This window comes from Massilia forsythiae, assembly GCF_012849555.1.
In the GTDB taxonomy this organism is placed as follows: Bacteria; Pseudomonadota; Gammaproteobacteria; order Burkholderiales; family Burkholderiaceae_D; genus Telluria; species Telluria forsythiae.
Genome location: NZ_CP051685.1, coordinates 1,926,089 through 1,953,007 on the forward strand (window position 1 = coordinate 1,926,089; position 26,919 = coordinate 1,953,007).

The 26,919-nt window shown below is 68.0% G+C and carries 24 protein-coding genes; 11 read left to right on the forward strand and 13 right to left on the reverse strand.

The annotated features are described in order from the left end of the window. Window positions 1-60: 60 nt before the first annotated feature. Complete coding sequence (locus tag HH212_RS08365; RefSeq protein WP_169434987.1) at window positions 61-882, forward strand: glutaminyl-peptide cyclotransferase; 822 nt, start codon at window positions 61-63, stop codon at window positions 880-882. A 50-nt stretch (window positions 883-932) separates the two neighbouring features. Here the strand turns inward: HH212_RS08365 and HH212_RS08370 are convergent, their stop codons facing one another. From HH212_RS08370 to HH212_RS08380, 3 genes are all read right to left on the reverse strand, one after another. After that, window positions 933-1,952, reverse strand: coding sequence for a zinc-dependent alcohol dehydrogenase family protein (locus HH212_RS08370; protein ID WP_169434988.1), 1,020 nt, complete (start codon window positions 1,950-1,952; stop codon window positions 933-935). 81 nt (window positions 1,953-2,033) lie between these two features. Then, window positions 2,034-2,498: a DUF2269 family protein gene (locus HH212_RS08375; protein WP_169434989.1), complete on the reverse strand. Its 465-nt coding sequence runs from the start codon at window positions 2,496-2,498 to the stop codon at window positions 2,034-2,036. Next, window positions 2,498-3,841, reverse strand: a complete 1,344-nt coding sequence (locus HH212_RS08380) for an SDR family oxidoreductase (RefSeq protein ID WP_169434990.1) — start codon at window positions 3,839-3,841, stop codon at window positions 2,498-2,500. Before HH212_RS08380 ends, HH212_RS08375 begins: the two co-directional genes overlap by 1 nt. Window positions 3,842-3,904: 63 nt before the next feature. Here HH212_RS08380 and HH212_RS08385 point away from each other — a divergent pair, with 63 nt between their 5' ends. Then, window positions 3,905-4,375: a hypothetical protein gene (locus HH212_RS08385; RefSeq protein ID WP_169434991.1), complete on the forward strand. Its 471-nt coding sequence runs from the start codon at window positions 3,905-3,907 to the stop codon at window positions 4,373-4,375. A gap of 217 nt (window positions 4,376-4,592) precedes the next feature. Here HH212_RS08385 and HH212_RS08390 read toward each other — a convergent pair whose 3' ends face one another. The 4 genes from HH212_RS08390 to HH212_RS08400 form a co-directional block, all read right to left on the reverse strand. Continuing rightward, on the reverse strand, window positions 4,593-7,088 hold the full coding sequence (locus HH212_RS08390) for a TonB-dependent receptor plug domain-containing protein (protein ID WP_169434992.1): 2,496 nt from the start codon (window positions 7,086-7,088) through the stop codon (window positions 4,593-4,595). 318 nt (window positions 7,089-7,406) lie between these two features. Continuing rightward, a complete protein-coding gene (locus tag HH212_RS27265; protein WP_229217631.1) occupies window positions 7,407-7,979 on the reverse strand; it encodes an EAL domain-containing protein in 573 nt (190 codons plus the stop codon). After that, on the reverse strand, window positions 7,979-9,580 hold the full coding sequence (locus tag HH212_RS08395; protein WP_229217632.1) for a diguanylate cyclase: 1,602 nt from the start codon (window positions 9,578-9,580) through the stop codon (window positions 7,979-7,981). The genes HH212_RS27265 and HH212_RS08395 overlap by 1 nt, the downstream gene beginning before the upstream one ends. 66 nt (window positions 9,581-9,646) lie before the next feature. After that, window positions 9,647-10,591, reverse strand: coding sequence for a DUF808 domain-containing protein (locus HH212_RS08400; protein ID WP_169434993.1), 945 nt, complete (start codon window positions 10,589-10,591; stop codon window positions 9,647-9,649). A 218-nt stretch (window positions 10,592-10,809) separates the two neighbouring features. Here HH212_RS08400 and HH212_RS08405 point away from each other — a divergent pair, with 218 nt between their 5' ends. The 4 genes from HH212_RS08405 (at window position 10,810) to HH212_RS08420 (ending at window position 14,683) form a co-directional block, all read left to right on the forward strand. Next, window positions 10,810-11,031, forward strand: coding sequence for a BrnA antitoxin family protein (locus HH212_RS08405; RefSeq protein WP_370663914.1), 222 nt, complete (start codon window positions 10,810-10,812; stop codon window positions 11,029-11,031). Window positions 11,032-11,156: 125 nt separating this feature from the next. Next, window positions 11,157-11,450, forward strand: coding sequence for an HU family DNA-binding protein (locus HH212_RS08410; RefSeq protein WP_169434994.1), 294 nt, complete (start codon window positions 11,157-11,159; stop codon window positions 11,448-11,450). Between the two features lie 100 nt (window positions 11,451-11,550). Next, window positions 11,551-12,186, forward strand: coding sequence for a LysE family transporter (locus HH212_RS08415; protein ID WP_169434995.1), 636 nt, complete (start codon window positions 11,551-11,553; stop codon window positions 12,184-12,186). Window positions 12,187-12,337: 151 nt separating this feature from the next. Then, entirely contained in the window at window positions 12,338-14,683 is a 2,346-nt protein-coding gene (locus HH212_RS08420; protein ID WP_169434996.1) for a DUF6600 domain-containing protein, read from the forward strand. A gap of 96 nt (window positions 14,684-14,779) precedes the next feature. Here HH212_RS08420 and HH212_RS08425 read toward each other — a convergent pair whose 3' ends face one another. Together HH212_RS08425 and HH212_RS08430 are read right to left on the reverse strand one after the other, a co-directional pair. Further along, on the reverse strand, window positions 14,780-15,358 hold the full coding sequence (locus HH212_RS08425) for a PIN domain-containing protein (RefSeq protein ID WP_169434997.1): 579 nt from the start codon (window positions 15,356-15,358) through the stop codon (window positions 14,780-14,782). After that, window positions 15,358-15,822, reverse strand: a complete 465-nt coding sequence (locus tag HH212_RS08430; protein WP_169434998.1) for a helix-turn-helix domain-containing protein — start codon at window positions 15,820-15,822, stop codon at window positions 15,358-15,360. The genes HH212_RS08425 and HH212_RS08430 overlap by 1 nt, the downstream gene beginning before the upstream one ends. A 431-nt stretch (window positions 15,823-16,253) precedes the next feature. Between HH212_RS08430 and HH212_RS08435 the strand changes: the two genes are divergently transcribed. From HH212_RS08435 to lipA, 3 genes are all read left to right on the forward strand, one after another. After that, entirely contained in the window at window positions 16,254-16,520 is a 267-nt protein-coding gene (locus tag HH212_RS08435) for a DUF493 family protein (protein ID WP_169434999.1), read from the forward strand. Window positions 16,521-16,627: 107 nt separating this feature from the next. Further along, complete coding sequence (lipB, locus tag HH212_RS08440; RefSeq protein WP_169435000.1) at window positions 16,628-17,362, forward strand: lipoyl(octanoyl) transferase LipB; 735 nt, start codon at window positions 16,628-16,630, stop codon at window positions 17,360-17,362. Between the two features lie 5 nt (window positions 17,363-17,367). Further along, entirely contained in the window at window positions 17,368-18,372 is a 1,005-nt protein-coding gene (lipA, locus tag HH212_RS08445; protein WP_169435001.1) for a lipoyl synthase, read from the forward strand. A 45-nt stretch (window positions 18,373-18,417) separates the two neighbouring features. On the opposite strand, the gene HH212_RS08450 is transcribed toward lipA, so the two are convergent. Genes HH212_RS08450 through HH212_RS08465 form a run of 4 tightly spaced genes read right to left on the reverse strand, consistent with a single transcriptional unit; the run spans window position 18,418 to window position 23,673 of the window. Next, window positions 18,418-18,699, reverse strand: coding sequence for a formate dehydrogenase subunit delta (locus tag HH212_RS08450; protein ID WP_169435002.1), 282 nt, complete (start codon window positions 18,697-18,699; stop codon window positions 18,418-18,420). Between the two features lie 14 nt (window positions 18,700-18,713). Continuing rightward, window positions 18,714-21,509 carry a formate dehydrogenase subunit alpha gene (gene fdhF / locus HH212_RS08455; RefSeq protein WP_229217724.1) on the reverse strand — a complete coding sequence of 932 codons (2,796 nt, stop codon included), beginning with the start codon at window positions 21,507-21,509 and terminating at the stop codon, window positions 18,714-18,716. Between the two features lie 56 nt (window positions 21,510-21,565). Next, window positions 21,566-23,140 carry a formate dehydrogenase beta subunit gene (locus HH212_RS08460; RefSeq protein ID WP_169435003.1) on the reverse strand — a complete coding sequence of 525 codons (1,575 nt, stop codon included), beginning with the start codon at window positions 23,138-23,140 and terminating at the stop codon, window positions 21,566-21,568. After that, on the reverse strand, window positions 23,137-23,673 hold the full coding sequence (locus HH212_RS08465) for an NAD(P)H-dependent oxidoreductase subunit E (RefSeq protein ID WP_169435004.1): 537 nt from the start codon (window positions 23,671-23,673) through the stop codon (window positions 23,137-23,139). The genes HH212_RS08460 and HH212_RS08465 overlap by 4 nt, the downstream gene beginning before the upstream one ends. Before the next feature lie 127 nt (window positions 23,674-23,800). On the opposite strand from HH212_RS08465, the gene HH212_RS08470 reads away from it, so the two are divergent. Both HH212_RS08470 and HH212_RS08475 read left to right on the forward strand, forming a co-directional pair. Then, the gene (locus tag HH212_RS08470; RefSeq protein ID WP_229217633.1) at window positions 23,801-24,868 is read left to right on the forward strand and encodes a substrate-binding domain-containing protein; all 1,068 of its coding nucleotides are present in this window, start codon (window positions 23,801-23,803) and stop codon (window positions 24,866-24,868) included. Between the two features lie 64 nt (window positions 24,869-24,932). After that, entirely contained in the window at window positions 24,933-26,918 is a 1,986-nt protein-coding gene (locus HH212_RS08475) for a helicase-related protein (protein WP_169435005.1), read from the forward strand. Window position 26,919 lies beyond the last annotated feature (1 nt).

Consider the following 26,919-nt stretch of genomic DNA (forward strand, 5'->3'; position numbering starts at 1 on the left):
CGTTGCTGGCATACTATGGCGTTGCGCCGGCGCCGGCCGGTCCGCCCTTCCTGGAACGACATGAAACCATTTATTTCCTTCGCCCTCGCTTCCCTCTTTGCCGCCACCACGCTGCTGCCGGCCACTGCCCCGGCCCAGTCCGCCGCCCCGCAATCGGCCGCTTCCCAGTCGAGCATTCCGATCTATGGTTTCGTGGTCAAGAACACCTACCCGCACGACCCGCAGGCGTTCACGCAGGGGCTGTTCTTCAAGGACGGCCACCTGTTCGAGACCACCGGCCAGAAGGGCCAGTCCTCGCTGCGCCGGGTCGACCTCAAGAGTGGCAAGGTGCTGCAAAAGAAGGACCTGGCGCCCGAGTACTTCGGCGAAGGCTCGACCGCGGTGGGAGACAATATCGTCGGCCTGACCTGGACCTCGAACGTCGGTTTTATTTACGACGCCCACAGCTTCGCCCTCAAGAGCCGTTTCAACTACAAGGGCGAAGGCTGGGGCCTGGCCAGCGACGCGCGCGCCGTCTACATGAGCGACGGCAGCTTTGAAATCCGCGTGCTCGATCCGAAGACGCTGGACGAGCAGCGCCGCATCCGCGTGACGGCGGACGGCAAGCCGCTCACCCAGCTCAACGAACTGGAAGTGGTGGACGGCGAACTGTACGCCAACGTCTGGGGCAGCGACGTCATCGCGCGCATCGACCCCGCCAGCGGCAACGTGGTCGGCTGGATCAACCTGAGCGGCCTGCTGCCGCCGGACAAGCGCGGCACCGCCTCGGTCGACGCCGTCCTCAACGGCATCGCCTGGGACGCCAGGCAGCGCCGCCTATACGTAACCGGCAAGCTGTGGCCGAAGCTGTTCGAGATCGAACTGGTGAAAATGCAGCGTTGAGGGTGGCTTCTGGCGTGGCGCCGGTTTTTCCAGGTGCCTTATGGATCCCCTTATGGCGCCAGCGCGATCACCACCTTGCCGAAGTGGGCGCCGGCTGCCATGTAGCGGTACGCTTCCGGCGCCTGCTCGAAGGTGAACACGCGGTCGATCACCGGCTGCAGGGCGGCGCCGTCGGCGAAGCGCATCACCGCTTCCAGCATGGCGCGGCTGCCGACGAAGATGCCGACCATGCGCTTGGCGCCGGCCAGCAGCGATGCCGGATTCACCTCGCCGCCGAAGCCGCTGACGCCGCCGATGATGGCGACCGTGCCGCCCATGGCGCTGGCCGCGATCGAACGGTTGACGGTACCCTGGCCGCCGACTTCGAGCACCACGTCGGCGCCGGCGTCCGCCGTGGCGCGCAGCACGGCTTCCTGCCATTCCGGCACATTGCGGTAATTGATGGTGTGCTGCGCGCCCAGTTCCTTCGCCCGCTGCAGCTTGGCGTCGCTGGACGAGGTGATGATGGTCTTCAATCCGGCCGCATGGGCCAGTTGCAGGCCCAGTACCGACACCCCGCCGGTGCCCAGCAGCAGCACGGTGTCGCCCGGCTTGACCTGGTTGCTCGATTCGAAGATGGCGTTCCAGGCGGTGACGCCCGCGCACGGCATGGTCGACGCGTCCAGCAGCGTCAGCGCGGCCGGCACCTTCACCAGCGCGTCTTCCGGCAGCACCACTTCCTCGGCCAGCATGCCGTCGACGTCGCCGCCCAGCGCATGCCGGATTTTATTCGGCGTGGGCGGGCCGTCGTGCCAGTGCGGGAAGAACGAGGCCGTCACCCGGTCGCCCGGCTGCAGCCGCGTCACGCCGGGTCCGACTTCGAGCACCTCGCCGGCGCCGTCCGAGCAGGGCACGATGGGATCGTCCACGGTGACCAGGTAGTTGCCGCTGGCGACCATCAGGTCGCGGTAGTTGAGCGATACCGCGTGCACGCGCATGCGCACCTCGCCGACGCCCAGTTCGCGCCGCGGCAGGTCCACGCAGCGCAGTTCGTCGATGCCTTCGCCGGGAAGAATCTGGTAAGCCCGCATCGTTCGCTCCAATCCGTCAATGGTGCCGGCAACGATACCCCGGAACCGGCCGGCTGCGGCGCAGGATAGGACTCGAGCCGTTCACATCGGCTTGGACACCATGAACCAGAAGATCAAGACGAAGGCGATGAAGGCGGGAATCCCCAGCGCCACCCAGGTTTTAAAATAGGTCCAGTACAGCGGCGGCAGGTCGCCGCCCTCGCGCGCCGCCTGCGTGGCGATGTCGCGCAGGCGGATCTGCAGCCACACCACCGGCAGCCAGCAGGCGCCGGCCAGCACGTACAGCGCGATCGACCACATGATCCATTTGCTGTGCAGCGGGTAGCCGGCCAGGTGGATCATGTACAAGCCGGTGGCCGGCTGCAGCACCGCGGTGGTGGCGGTGAACAGCCAGTCGGCGATCACCACGTACTTGCTGACCACGGCGATGGCGCGCACGTCGCGGCTGACATTGGCGAACAACATGTACCAGGCCGAGCCCAGGCCGGTGCCGAACAGCAGCGTCGAGGACAGGATGTGCAGCCATTTGAGCACCACGTAATCCATCAGTGTTCCTTTCCATCGAGTTCGTACAGCAGCCAGATCGCCGCCAGCATTGGCAGGTTCTTGAGTAGCGGCCCATACGGGTGCGCCAGGAACTCCGGCAGTTTTATGGCGATCACGATCGTGTAAAAACCGATCAGGAGCAGTTGCGCCAGCCACAGCCAGCGCCGCTTTTTCATGAACAGCAGGGCGAGCCCGAACAGCGCGTCCAGCGCCGCCGCGCCGTACAGCATCAAAGGCTGCAGGTGGTCCGGGATGCCGCTGCGCGCCAAGAGTTCAAAACTGTCGGCGGCCGGATAGATAAAAGCCGAGACGATCGCGGTGACGATCCATACCGCCGCGATCGACCAGCGCAGCGGCGGCAGCAGCCAGTCCAGCTTGGCGCGCATGCGTTCGGCGCCGGGATCGGTGACGAACGCGGATACGGGACGCGGCGGGCGGCCCAGCAGGCGCGCCATCGGCGCCGCGTCGGCGGTGTTGCCGCGGTCGAGCATGCGCAGCGCGTCGGGGTCGAGCAGGCCGCCCGGCAGCCAGCGCCCGCCGCGCGCCAGCAGGCGCGCCGCGCCGTTCGGCAGCGCCAGCACGCGCAGGCGTTTCATCCCCATGCCGGCGCGCAGCGCGGCCAGGTAATCGGTGAAGGACATCGCCTGCGGCCCGGCCAGGGCGATGCGGCGTGCGTTGGCCCCGGCCGCCGGCGCGTGCGCATGGTCGACGTACAGGCGCTGGCGCAGCAGGGCGACGATGGCGGCGACGACGTCGTCGACGTGTACCGGCTGCACCAGCTGCGGCGCGTCGCCCAGGCGCAGCGCGAACGGCAGCGAGGCCATGGCCTTGAACACGCGCGCGCTGAGGCCGTCGGCGCCGTAGACCAGCGAGGGCTGGACGATGCAGGAGCGGATCGGCAGCGAGGCCAGGTAATCGTCGGCCGCCTTTTTCGACAGGTGGTAGGCCGTGTCGGCGCCCTCGTCCGCGCCCAGCGCCGACAGCTGCACCACCATGTGCACGTCGTGCGATTCGGCGCAGGCGGCGAACAGCGCGCGCGGCGTGCGCTTGTGCAGGGTGTCGAAGCGCTGGGCGCCGCTCTCGCGGAAGATGCCGACCGTGTTGACCACGGCGTCGATGCCCTGCAGGCGCGCGGCCCAGGTCGATTTGTCGGTATCCTTGGCGAAGTCGGCATGGATGTAGCCGAGGCGCGCATCGTGCGGCGGATCGTCCGGCGCGGTTGGCCGGGTCGGCACATGATGCTCGCGGCGCTCGGCGCACACCACGTGGTGGCCTTCGGCCAGCAAGGCGTGCAGCAGGTGCCGTCCGATGAATCCGCTCGCGCCCGTCAGCAGGATCCGCATGCATTCTCCTTTTCTACCAACCTGATTACTACGTTCCGCAAACTCATCGACCGGAGGACTTTCATGGAAACCTGGAAAACGGCCCTGCGGCGCGGCCTGGGCGGCGGCGCCGCCGCCAGCCTGTGCTCGACCGTGGCGCTGGCCGCGCTCGGCCAGCGCCAGACCGGCAGCGCGTATGCGCCCACCAATGCCGTCAGCCACATCGTCTGGGGCGACAAGGCGTTCGGCCAGGACGCGCCGTCGCTGCGCTACACGCTGCCAGGCTACGCCCTGCACCACGGCAGCGCCGTGTTCTGGTCGGTGCTGTTCGAACGCGCCTGCGCCGGCCTGCTCGACCGGCGCGACCCGGCGACCACGCTGGGCGCCGGCCTGGCGGCGTCCGGCGTGGCCTGCCTGGTCGACTACCGCTTCACGCCGGACCGCTTCAAGCCGGGCTACGAGGAGCGCCTGTCGAAGCCGGCGCTGGCGCTGGTGTACGGGGTGTTCGGGGCCGGCCTCGCGCTGGGCGCCCTACTGGCGCGCCGCAGCGACTAATTGTAATTGAGGAAACAAAACCGCGCCATTCTCGTGGAGGAGCGCGGTCGTGTGGGTAGTGGGAAGGAAAACGCCGGTTGAACGCGTGGACGGCATCCGGCGCGCCGTCATGCGAGCGATGCGGCGCGACCGCCGGCGTTGAATGTACGCGGAAGGATGTGCCGTCCACGCGGCGATGCGCGGCGCCGGCGCGCCGCACCCGTGGACGGTGCTGTGGTTAGAAGCTGTAGGTGCCGCGCGCGTAGATGTAGCGCCCGCTGTTGCCCCACGGCGTGTAGTTCGAGAACGGCGCGTTGCTGGTGGTGTTCAGCGCCGGCGGCAGCGTCGCCGAGTACTGGTCGAACACGTTGTCCGCGCCCAGCGCCAGGTTCAGCTTGGGCGTGAGGGCATATCGCGCTTCCAGGTCGACGATGGTCTTCGGTTTCAGCTCGAAGTCGAAGGCGGCGGTGGTGCCCGGCGACAGCACCTCGCCGTAGCGGGTGGCGCGCGCGGTCAGGCCGAGCTGCGCCAGCTTCCAGTTGACGCTGGCCGTGACCTTGTTCCTCGGCTGGCCCTTTTCCAGCGTCAGTACGTTGACGCGGTCGAACAGCACCGGTGCCGGGTTCAGCGCCGCCAGCTGGGCCGTGGTCGGCGTCCTGGTCACTTCGGTGCGGTTGTAGTTGCCGGCCAGGGTGAAATCGAAGCGGCCGACGTTGCCCGCGTTCCACGGCAGGTTGGCGACGATGTCGACGCCGTCGGTATGGGTGTCGACGCCGTTGATGAAGAAGCGGCCGCCGCCGATGCCGCTGAAGCCCTGCGACACGATGTAGTTGCGCACCGCCGCCGAGGTCAGGTTTTCCGACAGCACGATGCGGTCGCGCACGTTGATGCGGTAGGCGTCCACGGTCAGGCTCACCGGGGCGAAGCGCATCACGGCACCGAGCGAGAAGTTGGTCGATTTCTCCGCCTTCAGCGGCTTGGCGCCGAGCGCCAGCGCCACCGGATCGGTCGGGCGGAAGGTGGTGATCTCGTACGGCACGCCGTCGATGAAGTTGGTCGAGGTCGAGGTGAACTTCTGCTGCTGCAGCGACGGCGCCCTGAAACCGTTCTGCACCGAGCCGCGCAAGGCGAAGTTCTTGCCGAAGTCGTAGCGCCCGGACAGTTTACCGGCCAGGCTGTTGCCGAAGTCCGAATACCGTTCGCCGCGCACCGCCGCCGAGGCCAGGAAGGCATCGGTGACGTTCGCTTCCAGGTCGGCGAACACGCCGATCGCGGTGCGCGCGGTGCTGACGTTGTTGGCCGGGCGGAAGCCCGGGAACACTTGCGCGCCGGCCGCGGCCGGGGTGCCGTTGGTCAGCAGGCGTCCGCCGTTGCGGTAGGAATCCGCTTCGCCGGCGTGCATCTCGTAGCCTTCGCGCCGCACCTCGGTGCCGACCGCGAGATTCAGCGGCGAGGCCAGGCCGTTCACGTCGAACTTGCGCACCCCGGTCAGGTTGTACACCAGCTGGTTGTACGAATAGCCGCCGGCATCGAAGCTGGTCTTGCTGGTGGCGCCGATCGAGGCGTTCAGGGTGTTCTCGATCTGGTAGTCCATGCGGTTCTGGCCGTACACCAGCGAGGCGTCCATGTCCCAGTCGCCTTCGGTCCAGCTGACGCCGGCGGCGGCGCTGAAGTCTTCCACGGTGGGGGCGATGATCGGCAGGAAGCCGTTCGGGTAGATCGATTGCACGTTTCTCGCATCCTGCGGCATGCGGAAATAGCCGGCCGAGGCGGCGTCGCGCCGCTGGTAGCCGCTCCAGCCGTACAGCTTGGCGCCGCCGCCCAGGTCGTTGCCGGCGTTGACGAACACCGTCTTTTGCTGCATCTCCGGCTCGCCGTACCAGGCGTCGAAGCGGTTGATGGTCAGCTCGCGCGGATCGTAGGCGCCGTTGACGCGCGCGTACAGCTGGCGCATGTCGTAGCCGCTGCGCTCGGTGTGTTCCTGGTCCTTGTACTCGGCGGCGATGGTGACGTAGCCGCTTTCGCCCCACGGCAGGCCTTTCCAGGCGCTGACGGTCTTGGTCTGGCCGTCGCTGCGCTTCCTCGACGAGGGCGCGCTCCAGGCGGCGCCGGCCGGCGCGGCGGCGCTCAGCAGGTCGTATTCGGTCTTGCGCTCGCCGAAGGAGACCGTGCCCTCTCCGCCGTCGCGGTCGGTGCGCAGGCGGATGTTGACCACGCCGGAGATCGCGTCCGACCCGTACTGGGCGGCGGCGCCGTCGCGCAGCACCTCGATGTTCTTGACGATCGCCGACGGGATCGAGTTCATGTCGACCGCGGCCGCGCCGCGTCCGATGCTGCCGTTCAGGTTGACCAGCGAGGCGGCGTGGCGGCGCTTGGAATTGACCAGCACCAGGCTCTGGTCGGGCGACATGCCGCGCAGCGTGGCCGGGCGCACGGTATCGGTGCCGTCGGTGATCGCGGGACGCGGGAAGTTCAGCGAGGGCAAGGCCACCGCGAGGGCCTGGTTGAGTTCGGTCGAGCCGCTGGTTTTCAGGGTCTCGGCCGAGATGATGTCGACCGGCGACGCGGTGTCGAGCGCGCTGCGGTTGGCGACCCGGGTGCCGGTCACGACCACGGTGGCGGCGGCGCCATCGGTGGCCGCGCCGCTGTCCTGGGCTTGCGCCATTCCGCTGGCGAATACGGTGGCGATGGCCAGGGCGAGTGCGGTTTTTTCCGGTACAAATCGTTGTTGCATCTTCTTGCTTCCTTATTCTTGGTCGACGGCGCCTGGCTTCTGGGGGCGGCAGGCAGGGGGCGATGCGAAGCGGGTAAACAGCACGGATCGATACAGCGTGGTTCTGTTCCTGGTCGGGAGGCGGCACGGTGCGTTCGTGCTTGTCTTGTAGCAAGCACGGCTCGAGTCTGGGCTGCGACCATGAGCGTTGTCAATTAATTCAGACCAACTGTATGTAAAGACGCAACACTTGCCCATGCATGGTGCATGCCGTGATTGCCCAGGGAGCGGCGCGCGCGCCGCACGCACCGCGAACAAGCGTTGCCAGGAGGGCGGCGTCTAGGCCGTCAGCGCCAGCTGGCGCAGTGTGCCGACCGCATAGCCCTGGGCGTAATCGATGCCGAGCCCGCACACCACGTCCAGCGTGGCGGCATCCTCGACATATTCCGCCACGGTGCGGATGCCCATCACGTGGCCGACCTCGTTGATGGCCTTGACCAGTGCCTGGTTGACGTCGTTGCCGGCGATGCCGCGGATGAACAGGCCGTCGATTTTCAGGTAATCCACCGGCAGCGCGCGCAGGTAGGCGAACGAGGACAGGCCGCTGCCGAAATCGTCGAGCGAGAAATGGCAGCCGAGCGTGCGCAGGGCGCCGATGAATTCCTGCGCCTTGGGCAGGTTGGCGATCACCGCGGTCTCGGTGATCTCGAAGCAGAGCTGGCCGGGATCGACGCCGTAGGCCGCGATCTCCGAGGTGATATGGGAGAGGACCGCTTCGTCGCCCAGCGAGATGCCGGACAGGTTGATGGAATACATCGGCGCCGGGGCCGCCTTGCCGCCGGCGCGGCGGCCGCGCTCGATGGCGATGTGGGCGCACACGTGGCTGATCACCCAGCGGTCGAGCGGCACCATCAGGTCGTAGCGCTCGGCGGCGGGAAGGCATCCGCCGGAGTCCGGCGGATGGCGGCGCCGGGCAGGATCATCTTGCCCGGCTTGACCCCCGCCTGCTCGCCGTCCGGTGCATCCTCGGCGATGCGCAGCAGCACTTCCTGGTGGCCGTTGCCGCCATCCTTCAGGCTGACGATCGGCTGCGAAAACAGGCGGAACTGGTCCTTGTCGAGCGCCTCGGTCAGGCGCGACACCCAGTGCATCTCGCCCAGGCGCTGCGCCAGCACGACGTCGCTTTCCTGGTATACGTGCACGCGGTTGCGGCCCTGCTCCTTGGCCAGGTAGCAGGCCTGGTCGGCGGCGATCAGGAGTTCCGTCACCGACTTGCTGTGCTCGCTGATCTCGACCAGGCCGATCGACACCCCGATCTCGAATGCGCGTCCGGCCCACACGAAGCGGAAATCCTTGACCGCCTGGCGCAGTTCCTCGGCCAGTTTCAGGGCGCGCGGCAGCGGGCAGAACGCCAGGATCACGCCGAGTTCGTCGCCGCCCAGGCGCGCCAGCACGTCGCTTTCGCGCATGCGCTGCTGCAGCAGGTGCGCCAGGGTCTGCAGCAGCAGATCGCCGGCGCCGTGGCCGCAGGTGTCGTTGACCACCTTGAAGCGGTCCAGGTCGAGGTACAGCAGCGCGTGGTGGTGGCCGTCGTTCTTGGCGTTGCGCAGCGCTTCGGCGATGGCGGTCTCGAACGCGCGCCGGTTGATCAGGCCGGTCAGCGAATCGTGCGCCGCCTGCCAGGTCAACTGGTGCGTCAGCGTGCGCTCGTGGGTGACGTCGTGCAGCACCACCACCGCGCCCAGGATGGCGCCGTCGCGCGCGCGGATCGGCGCCGACGAATCCTCGATCGCCAGGCGGCGGCCGTCGCGCGCCAGCAGCAGCGCGCGCGCACTGACGCCGACCGTCCGCCGTTCGCGCAGGCACAATTGCACCGGGTTGTCGAGTTCACGGCCGTCGGCTTCGTCGACCAGGCGCACGATGCGGGCGACGTCGATGCCGTCGGCCTGCTGGTGCATCCAGCCGGTGAGTTCCTCGGCCACCCGGTTCATGAAGCACACGCGGCCGCGCGCATCGGTGGCGACCACACCGTCGCCGATCGAGGCGAGCGTCACCTCGGCGCGCTCCTTCTGCTCGAACAGCTGGGCTTCCTGCAGCTTGCGCGGGGTATCGTCCCAGATGATGCCGAGGGTACGTACCGGCAAGCCATCCTCGCAGACCGGCATGCCGCGGCAGCCGATCCAGCGTACGGTGTCGTCAGGCAATACGATGCGGTATTCGAAATGATAGGGCGCGCATTTGCCGACGCGCTGCTGCATGCGCTCGGTCAGCAGGTCGCGGTCGGCCGGGTGGACCAGCGCCAGGAAATCGCGAAAGGATTGCTGCTGGTCGACCGGCGCCAGGCCGATCAGGGCGGCGCCGTCGCCGGACCAGGTAATCACCCCCTCGGTGACGTCGTTGCCGACCACCGTGGCGTCCCAGATCGACATGCGCGCCGCACCGAGCACCAGGTGCAGGCGCAAGCGGGTTTCCTGCATCGCCGCCTCCCCTTTTGCGTTCGAGTCGGCATTCATTAAAAGGTTCCGACGGAAAATCAGGGGGAGGCACCCGGCAGCGGCCGCGCCGGGCAAGCGCTGGCGTCAGTGCGCCGCCGCACGCTTGCCGCGCAGGCGCCCCACCAGCGTTACCGCCAGCAGCACCACGGCGCCGATGACGACGCCGGCCACGGCATCGACCAGGTGCGGGGCCAGCGCCGCCAGCAGGCCGCCGACCACGGGCGTGCCGGCCACGGCCTGGGCGGCATGTTCGGACAGGTGGTGCAGCGGCTCCACCGCATGGCCGATGATGCCGCCGCCGACCATGAACATGGCCGCCGTGCCCAGCACCGACAGCGCCTTCATGAGGCGCGGCGCGGCCGCCAGCAGCAGCTTGCCGAGCGAGCGCGCGGCGCCGTTCTCGCGCCGGCTCAGGTACAAACCGGCGTCGTCGATCTTGACGATCGCCGCCACCAGGCCGTACACGCCGACCGTCATCGCGAGCGCCACCGCCACCAGCGCCGCCACCTGGGCGCCGAAGGTCGTGTCCTGCTCGTTGACCACGCCCAGCGCGATCACGATGATTTCCGCCGACAAGATAAAGTCGGTGCGCACCGCGCCCTTGATCTTGTCCTGCTCGACGGCGCGCATGTCGGTATTCGCCGCCAGCGCCGCGGCCAGCGCTTCCTGGTGGGCGGCATCCTCGGCGCCGCTGTGGAGGAACTTGTGGGCCAGCTTTTCGAAGCCCTCGTAGCACAGGAAGGCGCCGCCGACCATCAATAGCGGCGTGATCGCCTGCGGCACGAATGCCGAGATCGCCAGCGCGGCCGGCACCAGGATCGCCTTGTTGCGCAGCGAACCGACCGCCACCGCCCACACCACCGGCAGTTCGCGCTCGGCGTTCACGCCGCTCACCTGCTGGGCGTTCAGGGCCAGGTCGTCGCCCAATACCCCGGCGGTCTTCTTGGCCGCCACCTTGCTCATCAATGCGACGTCGTCGAGGACGCTGGCGATGTCGTCGATAAGAGCCAATAAACTTCCTGCAGCCATGTTCCTGCTCCCAATGTCAATATGTCCACATCTTAACCGAGCGGATCGTGCGCTTTGCACACGGTTCAGGCGCGCTATCTGCGTTTCAAGCCTGCCAATCTGCAGCCCGTCGCTTTGCGCCCGATGCGGCGCCCACGCGTACGTATAGTTCGATCATCGGCTGCGCCACGCCAGCCTCGACTTGCAAAGACCCGCAACGCCCCGACAAAGGAGATGCCATGAGAGATGCCATGAACGTGAATGTCGACCTGGCTGCCGCGCCCCGCCGCCGCGCCCGCCCGCCAAAGCGCAAGACCCGCATCACGATCTACCTCGACGACGAAGTGCTGGACGCGTTCCGCCTGTGCGCCGAGCGCACCGGCACCGGTTATCAGACGCTGATCAACGCCGCCCTGCGCCTGCGCCTGAACGGCCAGGACGGCGCTGCCCTGGCCGGCTGAAACCGGCCTCTGCATTTGCCGCGCATCGCATACGCCCTGCCAGTACAAGGCTTGCCGCCTTGTACGCAGATTACACGTGGCAATTAATTATGCTAATCTTCCGGCTCTTTTATACGGAGGATTTTATGAAAAAAGGCGAACTGATCGCTGAATTCGCGAAGCGCACCGAGATGTCGGGCGCCGCCGCCAACGACGCTGTCAATACCATCATCGAGATCATCACCGAGCGCCTGAAAAAGGGCGACACGGTCGGCATCACCGGTTTCGGCACCTTCTCGGTCACCAAGCGCGCCGCGCGCAAGGGCCGCAACCCGGCCACCGGCGAAGCGATCAAGATCGCCGCGTCGAAGACCCCGCGTTTTTCCGCCGGCGCCACCCTGAAGGCCGCCGTCAATCCGAAGAAAAAGAAAGCGGCGTGATTGCCGGGCTGGCGCGCGGCGCGGCGGCCCTGCCGCGCGCCGCGCGCCATGCCTTATCTAGTTTGCCGTACCCTCCCACTCCTCCAGATCCATCCCCAGCATGAGTTTCGCTACCTGGCTCGCGTTTGCCATCGCCGGCATCATCATTGCCATTTCCCCCGGCTCGGGCGCGGTGCTGTCGATGTCGCACGGCCTGGCCTACGGCGTCCGGAAGGCCAGCGCCACCGTGCTCGGCCTTCAATTGGGCCTGATCCTGGTGCTGGTCATCGCCGGCGCCGGCGTCGGTTCGCTGCTGCTGGCCTCGGAGCTGGCGTTCACGGTGGTCAAGACGGTCGGCGCCCTGTACCTGATCTGGCTCGGCATCAGCCAGTGGCGCGCCAAGGCCCATGCGACCAGCGTGTCGACCGCCGGCATGGCGGCGCACCCGTCGTTCGGGCGGCGCGTGATGACCGGCTTTCTCACCAACGCGACCAACCCGAAAGGCATCATCTTCATGGTCGCGGTGCTGCCGCAATTCATTTCGAAGGGAGCGCCGGTGCTGCCGCAGCTGGCGATCCTGGCCGTCACCATGGTCACCATCGACGCCACCGTCATGCACGGCTATGCCTTCCTGGCCTCGTCCATGCAACGCTTCTTCCGCGACGAGCGCGCGGTCAAGACCCAGAACCGTTTCTTCGGCGGCGTGCTGATGCTGGTCGGCGCGCTGCTGTTCTTCGTCAAGCGCGGCCACGCTTGAACCTGCCGGCTTCCGCATTTCGCAACTGTTTGTAACCCGCGTTGTCCCGTACGGGCATGGTGGGTTGTAATCGGATAGGCGCCGGGCATCCGTACGCGGCAGGCGCTGCACGAAGCGATCACGAGAACACGCACCCGAGCGGAGACCTCCCATGTCCAGATCCACCCTGAAAACCGCGGCGCTGGCGCTGGCCGTCCTGTCCACCCTGGCCGCGGCGGCCGCGCCGGCGCAGGCGGCCGAGCTGCCGGCGCGCGTCGGCCGCATCGCGCTGACCCAGGGGCAGGTCGCCATCGGCGCCGACGTCGGCGCCGAGATGGAAACCGCGCAGGTCAACTGGCCGGTCACCGGCGGCAACACCGTCAGCACCGCCGCCGGCGCCCGCACCGAGATCCGCATCGGCTCGACGTCGATCCGCCTGGACGGCGATTCCTCGCTGGAAGTGGTGGCGCTGGACGACAACGCCCTGCGCCTGCGCCTGCACTACGGCAGCGCCAACGTGCGCGTCAGGAATCCGGACCTGGTGGCCGGCTTCGAGCTGGCCACGCCGCAGGCGCGCGTCTTGCTGCAGCAGCCGGCGCTGCTGCGCGTGGATGCCGAACGCGTGCGCGACACCAGCAGCGTCGCCGTGTTCGACGGCGTGGCCGTGGTCGACGGCGGCGGTTCGCAGTTGACGCTGCGCGCCGGCAAGGGCGCCGACATCGGCGACGACGACGTGCGCACCCTGGCGGCCGTCCCCGACGCCTTCGACGACTGGTCGGCCAAGCGCGACCGGCTGGAAAGCAACGCCGCGGCGGCGCGCTATGTCGACACCGAGATGACCGGCTACGAAGACCTGGACCGCTACGGCAGCTGGCGCGACGACAGCGAATACGGCCCGCTGTGGACGCCGACGGTGGCGGCCGGCTGGGTGCCATACCGCGACGGCAGCTGGACCTGGCTCGATCCGTGGGGCTGGACCTGGGTCGACAACGCCCCCTGGGGCTACGCGCCCTTCCACTACGGGCGCTGGGTGCAGGTGAACAGCCGCTGGGCCTGGGCGCCGGGACGGCGTCCTCCGGGTGTGCGCCGCGACTATCCGGTGTGGTCGCCGGCCCTGGTCGGCTGGGTCGGCGGCGCCGGCTGGAACGTGACCTTCCGCGACCGCAGCCACGGCCCGGGCCTGGGCTGGTATCCGCTGTCGCCGCACGAGCGCTTCGTGCCGGGCTACCGCCTTTCGGACGATCGCTTGCGCTGGCTGAACGGCCAGGTGCGTCCCGATGCGCACCCCGATCCGCGCCGCGGCCGCGACTACCGCCCGCAGGGCTTGACCGTGGTGCCGCAGGACCGCTTCGGCCGGCCCGGCCGGGTGAACGTCGCGCGTGCGCCGATCTCGACCGCGCCGCCGGCGCTGGCGCAGAACGTGCCTGCCGGCGTGCCGCCGCCGGCGCCGAACCGCCCGCAGCGCGAAGCACGACCGGCGCGCGGCGAGGGTGCCGGCCGCCCCGGGGGCATCGGTCGGCCGGGACGCGACGGCACCCTGGGCGGCCTGGCCGAGCGGGCCGCCGCCGGCGCCGCCGAGCGCAGCGCGCTCGAGCACCGTGGCGACGGCCGCCGTGACGACGACCGCCGCGGTGACGACCGCCGCGGTGACGACCGCCGCGGCATCGACATCCGCGACGGCAGCGGCCGCCGCATCGAGAGCGCCGGCGTCGAGCGCCGTCCCGACGAGCGCAGCGGTATCGATATCCGCGACAGCGCGGGACGCCGGGTCGACGGCTGGAGTATCGAGAGTGGCCGCATCGACAGCAGCGGCATCGACCGCCGCGGCGACGACCGCCGCCATATCGGTACCGACGGCGTCGAGCGCGACGGTTTCGCCGGACGGCGCGCGCCGGGGTTGACGCTCACCGGATCGGCGGCGCAGGGCTTGACGGTGACCAGCCCGCCGCCGCGCCAGTCGCCGCAGCCGGGCACGATCGCCAGTCCGCCGCCACAGCAGTCGCCGCAGCCCGGCACCATCGTCAGCCCACCGCCGCACCAGCCGCTGACCAGCGCCGGCCCGGGTCCTGCCGTACCGACGCCGCTGCCGGCGCCGGGCTGGTCGCGCGACGAACGCCGCGAACAGTTCGAAGAGCTGCGCCGCAACCGCCGTGCGCAGGCGGCGCCGGCGCCCCTGCCCGCGGCGGCGCCGCTGCAGGCCGCGCCGGAAGCGCGTGCCGAACGCGCCGAACAGCGCAACGAGCCGCGCTTCGAGCGCGGCGAGCGTGCCGAACGCGGCAACCGCGGCTGGGAGCGCCCGGCCGGGCTGCCGGCGCCGCGCTCGGCGCCGCCGGCCGCGATCGCCGCGCCGGCGCCCGCCGCCGCACCTGCACCGGCGCGCGCCGCCATGCCGGCACCGCCGCCGGTGACAGCGGCGCCACGCCCGGCCGCACCCGCGGCGCCGACGCCGGCCCAGCGCGCCGAAGGCGGCCAGCGCCAGCACGTGGATGGGCGCGGGCGCCAGCAGCAGGAGCGTTGAGCCGGTATCGGATAGCGGCAACGTCGTCGGCGCATGGAACGCAGACTCGTGCGCGAATCAGCAAGATGCGATTGGTCCTGCAGCGGGCCAGCCGCCTCAGATGAGGGTGATCGCGTGCCGCAGAAGTTGGCACATCTGCGGCAAGCCCTGCTGCTCGAGCGTCAGAATGTATTCGTCGGCGCTCTTGGGCGGCTTCTTCAACTTGGTCCGGCAGTCCTTGATAACGCTGAGCATCCGGATCTGGTCGAGGTCGTATTGCGCGACCAGGAAATCATCGGGATGCAGGATGTCGATCTCATGCCGGGCGACCTTATCGTCCGGAAAATCCTTGCGATTGAAGGTGATGATCGCATCGGCGTGGCCGACGATTGCCGCGGCCAGTACATGCCGGTCGTCCGGATCCGGCAGGTTCAAAGTGGGAATGAGGTATTCGTAGTGCTGGATGACGGCGTCCTCGATGGCACTGCTCATCAGCGCTGCCGTATGTAACAGTCTGGCCTTGTCCAGATCGGGGCGTTTGGCATGCAGATTGCGTATCCACTCATCCTGTATCGCGGCTGTCCAGCGCGCGCCGTACAGCCCGGCCGATGCCAGACTGAGGAGAACGTCACGCAGCGGTGCCGGATACAGGACACATGCATCGAGCACCGCCGTATATCGATAGTACCCGGCCATTAATACCCCATGTCGAGCTCTTGTGCCTGATCAGCCAATTCCTGCAGTGCATCGCGCGATGCTTTTTGCCTTTGATCCTTGTAAGCCACGGCATCTTCGAATTTGATGCGGCGATGCGTGCCAACCTTGTGATAGGGAATTTTTCCATCCTCCAGCAGCCGGATCAGGTAGGGCCTGGAGACATTCAGGAACATGGCCGCTTCCTGTGTCGAAACATACAGCTCCTTGGGCATGATCGTGATGGCATGCCCTTGTGCAAGCGAACCCAGCATGTCTGCGAACAAGCGCAGCACTGTTGGCGGCAATTTCAATACAGGGGAATCCTCCAATCGCTCGACGCCATCCTCCAGGATGGCGATGTTGATCGCTCGCGAATGATCCAGGGCGCTGACGATGCAGCGTTGCGCTGCCTTTGCCAGTTCGACATCTTCTTTGCTGTGCAGACGGTCTCTTACTTCAGACATTATTTTCTCCTTAGAACCTATCCCAGTAGGGAGAGGGAAGTTGCTGGCGACATGCGCGTAGGCGATGCATGGCGAGCGCGGGCAAGGCGCGAGGACGCCGCATGGCGAGCCATGCAAGGACGAGCAACGCAGCACCCGCTTGCCAGGCGCGTCAGCAACGACCGAGCCCCTACTGGGATAGGTTCTTAGTACTGCGGGAAACAAGGACTGTGCTACCTGGCTCGGCGGCGACCTGGTCGCCGCCGAGCCAGGTGGGCATCAACTCATGATAACTCGATCATAAGAAATAAACGCAATAAACGCAACAAGTGCATTATATGCATCTTCAAAAATGTTTGATATATAGCAACATTTGGATCGTATCGTGCTCTTCGTGCATTCCGGCGAACCCCGGCTAGTTTGGCTACAATGCGATTTTTACTGGAGCGGCCATGGACCCCAAAGATTCCCTCATCGAATACCCGAGCGATTTCCCGATCAAGGTGATGGGCGCCACGCACGACGCGTTCGCCGACACCATCGTCGAGGTGATCCTCGCCCACGATCCGACTTTCCATAAAGGCAAGATGGAAGTGCGTCCCTCGTCGAAGGGCACCTATACCGGCCTGACGGCGACCGTGCGCGCCACCAGCCGCGAACAGCTCGACGCCGTGTACTCGGCGCTGTCCGGCCATCCGATGGTCAAGGTGGTGTTGTAAGGCCGGCGACCGCAAGGCGTCGCCGGTAACCGGCGGCGGACAAGGGACATGAGGCTGGCTTATAATGTCGGAGCAGCCTATTTGCCGCCTCTATTTTCCCTCACTCCATGCAAGCCAATCGACCTGCCGCTCCTGCCGCCAGGGGCCCGATCATCCGTGAGCTTGGCCGCGCCGACTACGACACCGTGTTCGCCGCGATGCGCGCCTTCACCGATGCGCGCACGCCGGACATGCCCGACGAGCTGTGGATCGTCGAGCATCCGCCGGTGTTCACGCTGGGCCTGGGCGCCGACCGCGGCCACCTGCTGAGCGGTCCCGGCGTGCCCGCGCACGCGATTCCGGTGGTGCAGACCGACCGCGGCGGCGAGGTGACCTACCACGGGCCGGGCCAGGTCGTGATCTACCTGTTGATGGACCTGCGCCGCAACAAGCCGGGCGGCAAGCTGTATGCGCGCCAGTTCGTGACCAAGATCGAGCAGGCGGTCATCGATGTGCTGGCGGCGTATAATCTGGATGGCGAACGCGTCGCGGGCGCGCCCGGCATCTATATCGCGCACGGTGCGCGCCGCGGCGCCAAGATCGCCGCGCTCGGCTTGAAAGTGCGCGGCAACGGCTGCACCTATCACGGCGTCTCGCTGAACGTGGCGATGGATCTGTCTCCATTTACCTGGATTAACCCATGCGGGTATGCCGGGCTCGCCACGATCGACATGCGCACCATGGGCGTGGAAGCGCCACTGGCCGAGGTCCAGCAGGCGCTGGCACATGCGCTGGTCAAGCACCTGGCCGCGGACGAGCCGGCCGACACGATCAAACCAACCGACACCCCTGTGGGGCAATGAGCCAAATGACTTCCGAAATCGATACCGGCATCGCCGTAGCGGACACACCTGCAGCAGTCTACAACGCCAGCGACAAGCAAAAAGGCGCGAGCAAGACGTCGCGCATCCCGATCAAGATCGTCCCGATCGAGCAGCACGAGCGCCTCAAGAAGCCGGACTGGATCCGGGTCAAGGCGGCCACGGCCTCGTCGCGCTTCTACGAGATCAAGGAGATCCTGCGCGCCAACAACCTGGTGACCGTGTGCGAGGAAGCCAGCTGCCCGAACATCGGCGAATGCTTCGGCAAGGGCACCGCCACCTTCATGATCATGGGCGACAAGTGCACCCGGCGCTGCCCGTTCTGCGACGTCGGCCACGGCCGTCCGGACCCGCTCGACGTCAACGAGCCGGGCAACCTGGCCAAGACCATCGCCGACCTGCGCCTGTCCTACGTCGTGATCACCTCGGTCGACCGCGACGACCTGCGCGACGGCGGCGCCGGCCACTTCGTCGAATGCATCAGCAAGACGCGCGCATTGTCGCCCAACACCAAGATCGAGGTGCTGGTGCCGGACTTCCGCGGCCGTTTAGAGAAGGCCTTGAACATCTTTGCCGACGGCTTGCCGGACGTGATGAACCACAACCTGGAAACCGTGCCGCGCCTGTACAAGGAAGCGCGCCCGGGCGCCGACTACCAGCACTCGCTGGTGCTGCTGCGCGATTTCAAGGCCAAGTACCCGAACGCGATCACCAAGTCCGGCCTGATGGTGGGTCTCGGCGAGACCGACGAGGAAATCCTGGAAGTCATGCGCGATATGCGCGCGCACGATATCGACATGCTGACCATCGGCCAGTACCTGGCGCCGTCGAACTCGCACCTGCCGGTGCGCCGCTACGTGCACCCGGACACGTTTAAAATGTTCGAGCAGAAGGCGTACGAGATGGGCTTCGTGCATGCGGCCGTGGGCGCCATGGTGCGTTCGTCGTATCACGCCGACCAGCAGGCGCACGAGGCGGGCGTGGCGGCCTGAAACACACGCCGCCGCTCTCCGGCGGCGCACCGGCGGGCGGGCGTCTCAGCCCGCATCCCCTCCCGTATCCTCGTCCTTCGGCACCGACGTGCCCTCCGCCACCGCATCCTGCCGCTGGCGGTGCGCCGCGATGGCTTCCAGCACGATCGGATCGAGCCCGTCGCCGTGCGCATCGTCCACATGGTCGTAGAGCCGCACGCGCATGCGCGGCGCCCAGTAGCGCTGCAGGTGCTGGGCGATGCCGGCCTGCGCCTCTTCCCGGTCCGGGAACGAAGCGAAAAAGCTGCCGATCTGGTTGGCCATCGTAACCAGGTGCGCGATGTTCATCGTCCGCGTTCCCCTCAGGCGCCCGCGTCCGCCAGGCGCGCCTGCGCCGCGCTGAAGCGTTGATATGCCTGCTGCCACGCGGACGGCTGGCTGACCGGCAGCACCTGCACCGCCGTCACCTTGTATTCGGGGCAGTTCGTCGCCCAGTCGGAATTCTCGGTGGTGATCACGTTGGCCCCGGACTCGGGAAAGTGGAAGGTGGTGTAGACCACGCCCGGCTGCATGCGCTCGGTGACCAGTGCGCGCAGCACCGTTTCTCCGGCGCGGCTGGCGATGCCGACCCAGTCGCCGTCGGCGATGCCGCGCTCCTGGGCGTCGTGCGGGTGGATTTCCAGGCGGTCCTCGTCGTGCCACTGCACGTTGTCGGTACGGCGCGTCTGCGCGCCGACGTTGTACTGCGACAGGATGCGGCCGGTGGTGAGGATCAGCGGATATTTTCGCGTCACCTTTTCCGACGTGCCGACGTATTGCGTAATGATGAAGCGGCCCTTGCCGCGCACGAATTCGTCGACGTGCATGGTCGGCGTGCCTTCCGGCGCGTCGGCGGTGCACGGCCACTGGATGCTGCCCAGCGCATCCAGGCGCGCGTAGCTGACGCCGGCGAAGGTGGGTGTCAGGCGCGCGATCTCGTCCATGATCTCGGACGGGTGGCGGTAGTCCATCGGGTAGCCCAGGTGCTTCGACAACTGCACCGTCACTTCCCAGTCGGCGTAGCCGGCGCGCGGCGCCATCACCTTGCGCACGCGCGAGATGCGCCGCTCGGCATTGGTGAAGGTGCCGTCCTTTTCCAGGAACGAGGAACCGGGCAGCAGTACGTGGGCGAATTTCGCCGTCTCGTTCAAAAAGATGTCCTGTACCACCACGCATTCCATCGCCTGCAGCGCGGCCGTCACGTGCCGGGTGTTGGGGTCGGACTGCACGATGTCCTCGCCCTGGCAGTACAGGCCGAGGAAGCTGCCATCCAGCGCGGCCTCGAACATGTTCGGGATGCGCAGGCCGGGCTCGGCCTGCAGGGGTACGCCCCAGGCCTGTTCGAAGGCGCCGCGCACGGTGGCGTCGGCCACGTGGCGGTAGCCCGGCAATTCGTGCGGGAAGGAGCCGATGTCGCACGAGCCCTGCACGTTGTTCTGGCCGCGCAGCGGATTCACGCCGACGCCTTCGCGCCCCACGTTGCCGGTCGCCATGGCGAGGTTGGCGATCGCCATCACGGCGGTGGAACCCTGGGCGTGCTCGGTCACGCCCAGGCCGTAATAGATGGCGGCGTTGCCGCCGGTGGCGTACAGGCGCGCGGCGGCGCGCAGCAGCGGCGCCGCCACGCCGGTAACCGCTTCCAGCGCCTCGGGCGCATTGTCGGGGCGCGCGGCGAAGTCACGCCATTGTTCGAACGCGCGCTCCTCGCAGCGTGCGGCGATGAAGTCCGTCGCCAGCAAGCCCTCGGTGACGATCACGTGCGCCATCGCGGACAGCACGGCGACGTTGGTGCCGGGCCGCAGCTGCAGGTGGACGTCCGCACGCACGTGCGCGGTCTCGACCAGGTCGATGCGGCGCGGGTCGATCACGATCAGGCGCGCGCCCTGGCGCAGCCGCTTCTTCAGGCGCGAGGCGAATACCGGATGGCCGTCGGTCGGGTTGGCGCCGATTACCAGCACCACGTCGCACCGTTCGACCGACTTGAAGCTCTGGGTGCCGGCCGATTCGCCCAGCGTCTGCTTCAGGCCGTAGCCGGTGGGCGAGTGGCACACGCGCGCGCAGGTGTCGACGTTGTTGTTGCCGAACGCCGCGCGCACCAGTTTCTGCACCAGGTAGCCTTCCTCGTTGGTGCAGCGCGAGGAGACGATGCCGCCGATGGCGTCGACGCCGTGTGCGGCCTGGATGCGCTTGAACTCGGACGCGGCGTGGTCGAGCGCCTCGTCCCAGCTCACTTCCCTCCACGGATCGGTGATCCTGGCCCGGATCATCGGTTTTAATATGCGGTCCTTGTGGGTGGCATAGCCCCAGGCGAAGCGCCCTTTGACGCACGCATGGCCTTCGTTGGCCTTGCCGTCCCTGGCCGGCACCATGCGCACCACCTCGCTGCCCTTCATCTCGGCGTTCAGCGAGCAGCCGACGCCGCAGTAGGCGCAGGTCGTGTTGATGCTGTGCTCGCCCTGCCCCAGCCGGATCACCGTCTTTTCCTGCAGGGTCGCGGTCGGGCAGGCCTGCACGCAGGCGCCGCAGGACACGCACTCGGACTGCATGAAGGGTTCGCTCTGCCCGGCGGCCACGCGCGACTCGAAGCCGCGCCCGGCAATCGTCAGGGCGAAGGTGCCCTGCGTTTCCTCGCAGGCGCGCACGCAGCGGTTGCAGACGATGCACTTGGCGGAATCGAAGCTGAAATACGGGTTCGACTCGTCCTTGGCCAGATCGAGGTGATGCGCACCTTGGTAGCCGTAGCGCACTTCGCGCAGGCCGGTGACGCCGGCCATGTCCTGCAGTTCGCAATCGCCGTTGGCGGGACAGGTCAGGCAATCGAGCGGGTGATCGGAGATATAAAGCTCCATCACGCCCTGGCGCAGCTGCTGCAGTCGGGGCGACTGGGTGCGCACCGTCATGCCCTGCTCTACCGGCGTGGTGCACGAGGCCGGATAGCCGCGGCGGCCGTCGATCTCCACCAGGCACAGGCGGCAGGAGCCGAACGGCTGCAGGCTGTCGGTGGCGCACAATTTCGGGATGTTGATGCCGGCCAGCGCGGCGGCGCGCATCACCGACGTGCCGGCCGGGACGCCGACGGCATGGCCGTCGATGTCCAGCGTGACCAGCTCGACGGCCATGTCGCCGGCGGCGGGTGGCGGCGTGCCCAGGTCGCGTGTGAGGATGGTTTCGATCATCATAGTCTCCCGGGTCGGGGCATATCCGCCTGACTAAAATCCTGCGGAAAGTGGTTCAGCGCCGACAGCACCGGATACGGCGTCATGCCGCCCATCGCGCACAGCGAGCCGTACAGCATGGTGTCGCACAGGTCGCGCAGCAGCGTCACCTGCCGCTCGCGTTGGGGCGCGGGCGCGTCGGGGTCGAGGATCTTGTCGATGGTTTCCACGCCGCGCGTGGCGCCGATGCGGCAGGGCGTGCACTTGCCGCAGGATTCCGCTGCGCAGAAGGCCATCGCATGGCGCGCCAGCCGGCCCATGTCGGCCGTGTCGTCGTGCACCACGATGCCGCCGTGGCCGAGCACCGCCCATCGATCCGCGAACGCTTCGTAGTCGAGCGGCGTGTCCCATTGCGATTCCGGCAGGTAGGCGCCCAGCGGCCCGCCCACCTGCACCGCCTTGATCGGGCGGCCCGAGGCGCTGCCGCCGCCGTAGTCATACAAGATCTCGCGCAGGGTGGCGCCGAAGGCCAGTTCGATCAGGCCGCCGCGCCTGACGTTGCCGGCCAGTTGCACCGGCAGCGTCCCGCGCGAGCGTCCCATGCCGTAGTCGCGATAGTACCCCGCGCCCTTGGCCAGGATGAGCGGCACGGCGGCAAAGGACAATACGTTGTTGATCGCGGTCGGCTGGCCGAACAGGCCGGCCAGTGCCGGCAGCGGCGGCTTGCTGCGCACGATGCCGCGTTTGCCTTCCAGGCTTTCCAGCAGCGCGGTTTCCTCGCCGCAGATGTAGGCGCCGGCGCCCTTCCTGACTTCCAGCTCGACCGTGCGCCCGCTGCCGAGCACGTCGGCGCCCAGGTAGCCGGCGGCGCGCGCCTGCCCGATGGCGGCCTGCAGTTGCGCGATGGCGTGCGGGTATTCGCTGCGCACGTAGAGGTAGCCGCGCGCGGCGCCCACGGCCAGGGCGGCGATCGCCATGCCCTCGATCAGCATGTACGGGTCGCTTTCCATCACGATGCGGTCGGCGAAGGTGCCGGAATCGCCTTCGTCGGCATTGCAGACGACGTATTTGTCGGCGCCCGGCGCCTGCAGCACCGTGTTCCACTTGACGCCGGTGGGAAAGGCCGCGCCGCCGCGCCCGCGCAGGCCGGACGCGGTCACGGCCGCCACGATGTCCGCCGCCGGCAGCGCCAGCGCATTCTCCAAGCCGGCGAAGCCGCCGTGGGCGCGGTAGTCGTCCAGCGACAGCGGATCGGTAATGCCGATGCGGGCGAAGGTGACGCGTTGCTGGCGCGCCAGGTAGGGAATCCGCTCGACCGGGCCGAGCGCGAGCGGGTGCGTGTTCGCGCCGTCGATGAAACCGGCGTCGAACAGCGCGCCCACGTCGGCGGCGTCGACCGGGCCGAAGCCGGCGCGCCCCGCCGGCGTGGCGACTTCGACCAGCGGCTCCAGCCACAGCAGGCCGCGCGTGCCGTTGCGCACGAGGTCGATGTCCAGGCCGCGCCGCGCCGCTTCGCGCACGATGGCAGCGGCGACGGCGTCGGCGCCGACCGCCAGCGCGGCCGAGTCGCAGGGGACGTAGATGCGCACGCTCATACGGCCTCCGGCAGGAAGCTGGGGCCGCCGGGATGGGTCGGCGCCGGCCGGTCCGCCTCCAGTGCGTGCGCCAGCAGCGCATCGAAGCGCGCCGGCGTCACGCGGGCGAACACGGCATCGTCGAGCGTCATCGCGGGCGCGTTGGCGCACTGGCCCAGGCAATACACGGGGTCGAGCGACACGCTGCCGTCCGCGCTGCGTCCGTGCAGGTCGCAGCCGAGCGTGCGCTGCGCGTGCGCCAGCAGGCGGTCGGCGCCCATGCTGCGGCATGCCTCGGCGCGGCACAGCGTTACCCTGCAGCGCGCGGGCGCTTCGGCCCGGAAATGGTGGTAGAAGGTGAGCACGCCATGCACCTCGGCGCGCGACAGGTTGAAATGGCGCGCGATGGCCGGCACCCGGGCCGGCGCAATGAAACCGATGGCGTCCTGCAGCGCGTGCAGCGCCGGCAGCAACTGGTCCTGGCGGCCGTCGTGGCGGGCGAGGACGGCGGCCGCGACGGTGTCGGCCGCGGCCGGGGAAAGCGGTGCCTGCATGGTGTCTCCCATGGCATCTGCCGCCGGGCTGCCTTCATGTTCGTTCGAACATATACGCCAGTATTTGCGGCCGTATTTTGATGTTATAAATTCAGCGTAGCACCGGCAAATGATGGATTCAATAGGAATGGATTTGCATATGCTGAAGGTCGACATCCGTCCCGACTGGTTCCTGCGCGATGCGCACGGCACGCCCATTCCCCTGCCCGCGCTGCTGGCGCTGCTGGGCGCGCTCAGCCGCACCGGTAGCATCGCCACGGCGGCCACGGAATGCGGCATGTCCTACCGCCATGCCTGGGGCTTGCTGCGGCAGTTCGGCGACCGCTTCGGCGCCCAGCTGGTGCACAAGGTGCGCGGCCGGGGCACGCAGCTGTCGCCGCTGGCCGACAAGCTGATCTGGGCCGACCGCCGCATCAGCGCGAGACTGTCGCCGCTGCTGGACAGCCTGGCCTCGGAACTGCAGCAGGAACTGGCGCGCGTGCTGGCCGCCGATGCGCAGGTGCTACGCCTGAGCGCGTCGCACGGGTTCGCGGTGGCGGCGCTGGTGGCGCAGTTGAACGGGCAAGGCATCGCATTGGACATCAAGTACCGCGGCAGCACCGAAGCCGTGGCCGCCCTGGCGCACGGCGAATGCGACCTGGCCGGTTTTCATTTACCGCTGGGGCAGTTCGAGGCGGCGGCGGCCGCCGCGCACCGCCAGTGGCTGGACCCGCTACGGCACGCCTTCCTGCATCTCGCCGTGCGCCAGCAGGGACTGTTCGTCGCCAGGGGCAACCCGAAGCGGGTGCGCGGAATCGACGACCTGGTGCGTCCGGATCTGCGCTTCGTGAACCGCCAGCGCGGTTCCGGCACGCGCATGCTGCTGGAACTGCTGCTGGCCGAGCGCGGCCTCGATCCGGCGTCCATCGCCGGCTTCGACAGCGCCGAGTTTACTCATGCGGCGGTGGCCGCCTACGTGGCCAGCGGCATGGCCGACGTCAGCTTCGGCGTCGAGACCGCGGCGCGCCGCTTCGACCTCGATTTCATCCCCGTCTGCCGCGAACGCTACTTCCTCGCCTGCGAGCGCGGCGCGTTGAATACGCCGCTGCTGGCGGCGGTGCGCAAGGCGCTGGCCAGCAGCGCCTTGCGCGCCGCGCTGGACGCCCTGCCCGGCTACGACGGCAGCGCCTCCGGCACGCTGGAGGCGCCGTTTTGAGCTTGGCGTGCGATGCGCCCTTATCCGCTATAGTGCTGGCAACCAGACAGCCAGCAGCCGCCACATGAACGATCCGCGCCAGCACCACGATGCCGACACCTACTCGGGCGACGACGACGCCCTGCTCGAACACGAACTGAACCTGGCCGCGCGCGGCATCGAACTGGTCAAGCTGGAGGGACGCGTGTTCCTGCGCTTCGCCGGCGCGGTGCGGGTCGACGGCCTGCACGTCTGCTACCGCCTGGTGCCGGCGCGCGGCGTGCTGGCCAAGCCGAGCAAGTGGAGAAAGATGGATCTACAAACGCGGCGCGATCTGGTGGCGGAGCGCGCCACGCGCGACGCCGCGGACGACCTGAACCAGGAAGTCGAGGAATTCGTGCGCGAGGTGGCCGACCAGGCCGACGACGCCGGCTTCGATCCGATGCCGTTCCTGCACGTGCTGGAAGAGCTGGAGACCTCGGAGCCTGCCGAATACGTGTTCGAGCGCATCCGCCAGCGCCTGGAGCACGCCGTCGAGCGCGAGCTGGAAGAGCGCCACGCCGCGCGTACCAAGGAAAGCATCAACCTGGCGGAATACCCGGCCTCGTTCGAGGCCGCCAGCAAGATGGCGCGCCGCTTCGTCGCGCTGCTGGGCCCGACCAATTCCGGCAAGACCCACAAGGCGATGGAAGCGCTGGGGCAGGCCGCCAGCGGCGTGTACCTGGCGCCGCTGCGCCTGCTGGCGCTGGAAAACTACGAGCGCCTGCAAAATACGCTCGGCGCCGACGGCAAGCCGCTGGCGGTCAGCCTGGTCACCGGCGAGGAACGCCGCCTGGCCCAGGACGCCACCCACGTGGCCAGCACCGTCGAGATGCTCGATACCAGGACGCCGGTCGAGGTGGCGGTGATCGACGAGATCCAGATGCTGGCCGACCGCGACCGCGGCGCCGCCTGGACCGCCGCCGTGTGCGGCGCGCCGGCATCGACCGTGTACCTGGTCGGCGCGGTCGAGGCGCGGCGCGCGGTGGAAGCGCTGGCGGCGCGCCTGGAATGTCCGCTGGAAGTACACGTCCTCAAGAGAAAGGCGCCGCTGTCGATGGAGACGGTGTCGGTGCGCAAGATCCGCAACCTGCGCCGCGGCGACGCCGTGATCGCCTTTTCGCGGCGCGACGTGCTGATGTGGCGCGACATGATCACCGAGACCGGCCTGTCCGTCGCCACCGTGTACGGCAACCTGTCGCCGGAAGTGCGGCGCGCCCAGGCCGAGCGGTTCCGGGAAGGGCAAGCCGACATCGTGGTCGGCACCGATGCCCTGGCCATGGGCTTGAACATGCCGATCCAGCGCATCGTGATGACCACCGCCTTCAAGTACAACGGCGTCGAAGAGGAAGAAATCCCGGCGGCGCTGGCCAAGCAGATCGCCGGGCGCGCCGGCCGCTACGGCGTGCACGAAGAGGGTTTCGTTGCCGGCTACGACGACGAGACCCACGACATCATCCGTTCGCTGATGAAGGAAAAGATCGCGCCGGTGCGGGCCACCGGATTCGCCGTGGCGCCATCCCTGGAGCAATTGCACCGGATTTCGGCGGTGACCGGCGAGACCTCGCTGGTAAAACTGCTGAAACGTTTCGTGCACAACATCGACGTGCCGGACGGCTTCTTTTATCCACGCATCACCGAAGAGCAGCACGAGCGCGCCGAATGGCTGGACACGCTCGACCTGAGCGTGGCGGAAAAATTCACGCTGTCGCTGGTACCGGTGTCGACCAGGGTGCCGACGCTGGAAAGCGCCTGGTCGCACTGGGCGCAATCGCTGTCCAAACGGAAGATTTCCCACCTCCAGCAACATCCGCAAGAACTGTTCTGGAAGAACCTGCAGGAAGTCGAGGACACCTGCCGCCTGTATTCGGCGTATGCCTGGCTCGGCTACCGCATGCCGGCATTCTTCCCCGACGTCGACCTGGCCCAGCAACTGGCGCGCGAAGCGTCGGAACGCGTCGATGCGCTGCTGCAGCAGCAGAACGCGGCGGCGCGGAAACGCCAGTCGAAGAAGGGCGGCGGGCGCTGGTGAA

What these genes read in the sequence shown, in the direction of transcription:
- HH212_RS08365 (WP_169434987.1), top strand. Translation starts at nt 61, where the DNA reads ATGAAACCATTTATTTCCTTCGCCCTCGCTTCCCTCTTTGCCGCCACC.
- HH212_RS08370 (WP_169434988.1), bottom strand. Translation starts at nt 1,952, where the DNA reads ATGCGGGCTTACCAGATTCTTCCCGGCGAAGGCATCGACGAACTGCGC.
- HH212_RS08375 (WP_169434989.1), bottom strand. Translation starts at nt 2,498, where the DNA reads ATGGATTACGTGGTGCTCAAATGGCTGCACATCCTGTCCTCGACGCTG.
- HH212_RS08380 (WP_169434990.1), bottom strand. Translation starts at nt 3,841, where the DNA reads ATGCGGATCCTGCTGACGGGCGCGAGCGGATTCATCGGACGGCACCTG.
- HH212_RS08385 (WP_169434991.1), top strand. Translation starts at nt 3,905, where the DNA reads ATGGAAACCTGGAAAACGGCCCTGCGGCGCGGCCTGGGCGGCGGCGCC.
- HH212_RS08390 (WP_169434992.1), bottom strand. Translation starts at nt 7,088, where the DNA reads ATGCAACAACGATTTGTACCGGAAAAAACCGCACTCGCCCTGGCCATC.
- HH212_RS27265 (WP_229217631.1), bottom strand. Translation starts at nt 7,979, where the DNA reads ATGGTGCCGCTCGACCGCTGGGTGATCAGCCACGTGTGCGCCCACATC.
- HH212_RS08395 (WP_229217632.1), bottom strand. Translation starts at nt 9,580, where the DNA reads ATGAATGCCGACTCGAACGCAAAAGGGGAGGCGGCGATGCAGGAAACC.
- HH212_RS08400 (WP_169434993.1), bottom strand. Translation starts at nt 10,591, where the DNA reads ATGGCTGCAGGAAGTTTATTGGCTCTTATCGACGACATCGCCAGCGTC.
- HH212_RS08405 (WP_370663914.1), top strand. Translation starts at nt 10,810, where the DNA reads ATGAGAGATGCCATGAACGTGAATGTCGACCTGGCTGCCGCGCCCCGC.
- HH212_RS08410 (WP_169434994.1), top strand. Translation starts at nt 11,157, where the DNA reads ATGAAAAAAGGCGAACTGATCGCTGAATTCGCGAAGCGCACCGAGATG.
- HH212_RS08415 (WP_169434995.1), top strand. Translation starts at nt 11,551, where the DNA reads ATGAGTTTCGCTACCTGGCTCGCGTTTGCCATCGCCGGCATCATCATT.
- HH212_RS08420 (WP_169434996.1), top strand. Translation starts at nt 12,338, where the DNA reads ATGTCCAGATCCACCCTGAAAACCGCGGCGCTGGCGCTGGCCGTCCTG.
- HH212_RS08425 (WP_169434997.1), bottom strand. Translation starts at nt 15,358, where the DNA reads ATGGCCGGGTACTATCGATATACGGCGGTGCTCGATGCATGTGTCCTG.
- HH212_RS08430 (WP_169434998.1), bottom strand. Translation starts at nt 15,822, where the DNA reads ATGTCTGAAGTAAGAGACCGTCTGCACAGCAAAGAAGATGTCGAACTG.
- HH212_RS08435 (WP_169434999.1), top strand. Translation starts at nt 16,254, where the DNA reads ATGGACCCCAAAGATTCCCTCATCGAATACCCGAGCGATTTCCCGATC.
- lipB (WP_169435000.1), top strand. Translation starts at nt 16,628, where the DNA reads ATGCAAGCCAATCGACCTGCCGCTCCTGCCGCCAGGGGCCCGATCATC.
- lipA (WP_169435001.1), top strand. Translation starts at nt 17,368, where the DNA reads ATGACTTCCGAAATCGATACCGGCATCGCCGTAGCGGACACACCTGCA.
- HH212_RS08450 (WP_169435002.1), bottom strand. Translation starts at nt 18,699, where the DNA reads ATGAACATCGCGCACCTGGTTACGATGGCCAACCAGATCGGCAGCTTT.
- fdhF (WP_229217724.1), bottom strand. Translation starts at nt 21,509, where the DNA reads ATGGCCGTCGAGCTGGTCACGCTGGACATCGACGGCCATGCCGTCGGC.
- HH212_RS08460 (WP_169435003.1), bottom strand. Translation starts at nt 23,140, where the DNA reads ATGAGCGTGCGCATCTACGTCCCCTGCGACTCGGCCGCGCTGGCGGTC.
- HH212_RS08465 (WP_169435004.1), bottom strand. Translation starts at nt 23,673, where the DNA reads ATGCAGGCACCGCTTTCCCCGGCCGCGGCCGACACCGTCGCGGCCGCC.
- HH212_RS08470 (WP_229217633.1), top strand. Translation starts at nt 23,801, where the DNA reads ATGGATTTGCATATGCTGAAGGTCGACATCCGTCCCGACTGGTTCCTG.
- HH212_RS08475 (WP_169435005.1), top strand. Translation starts at nt 24,933, where the DNA reads ATGAACGATCCGCGCCAGCACCACGATGCCGACACCTACTCGGGCGAC.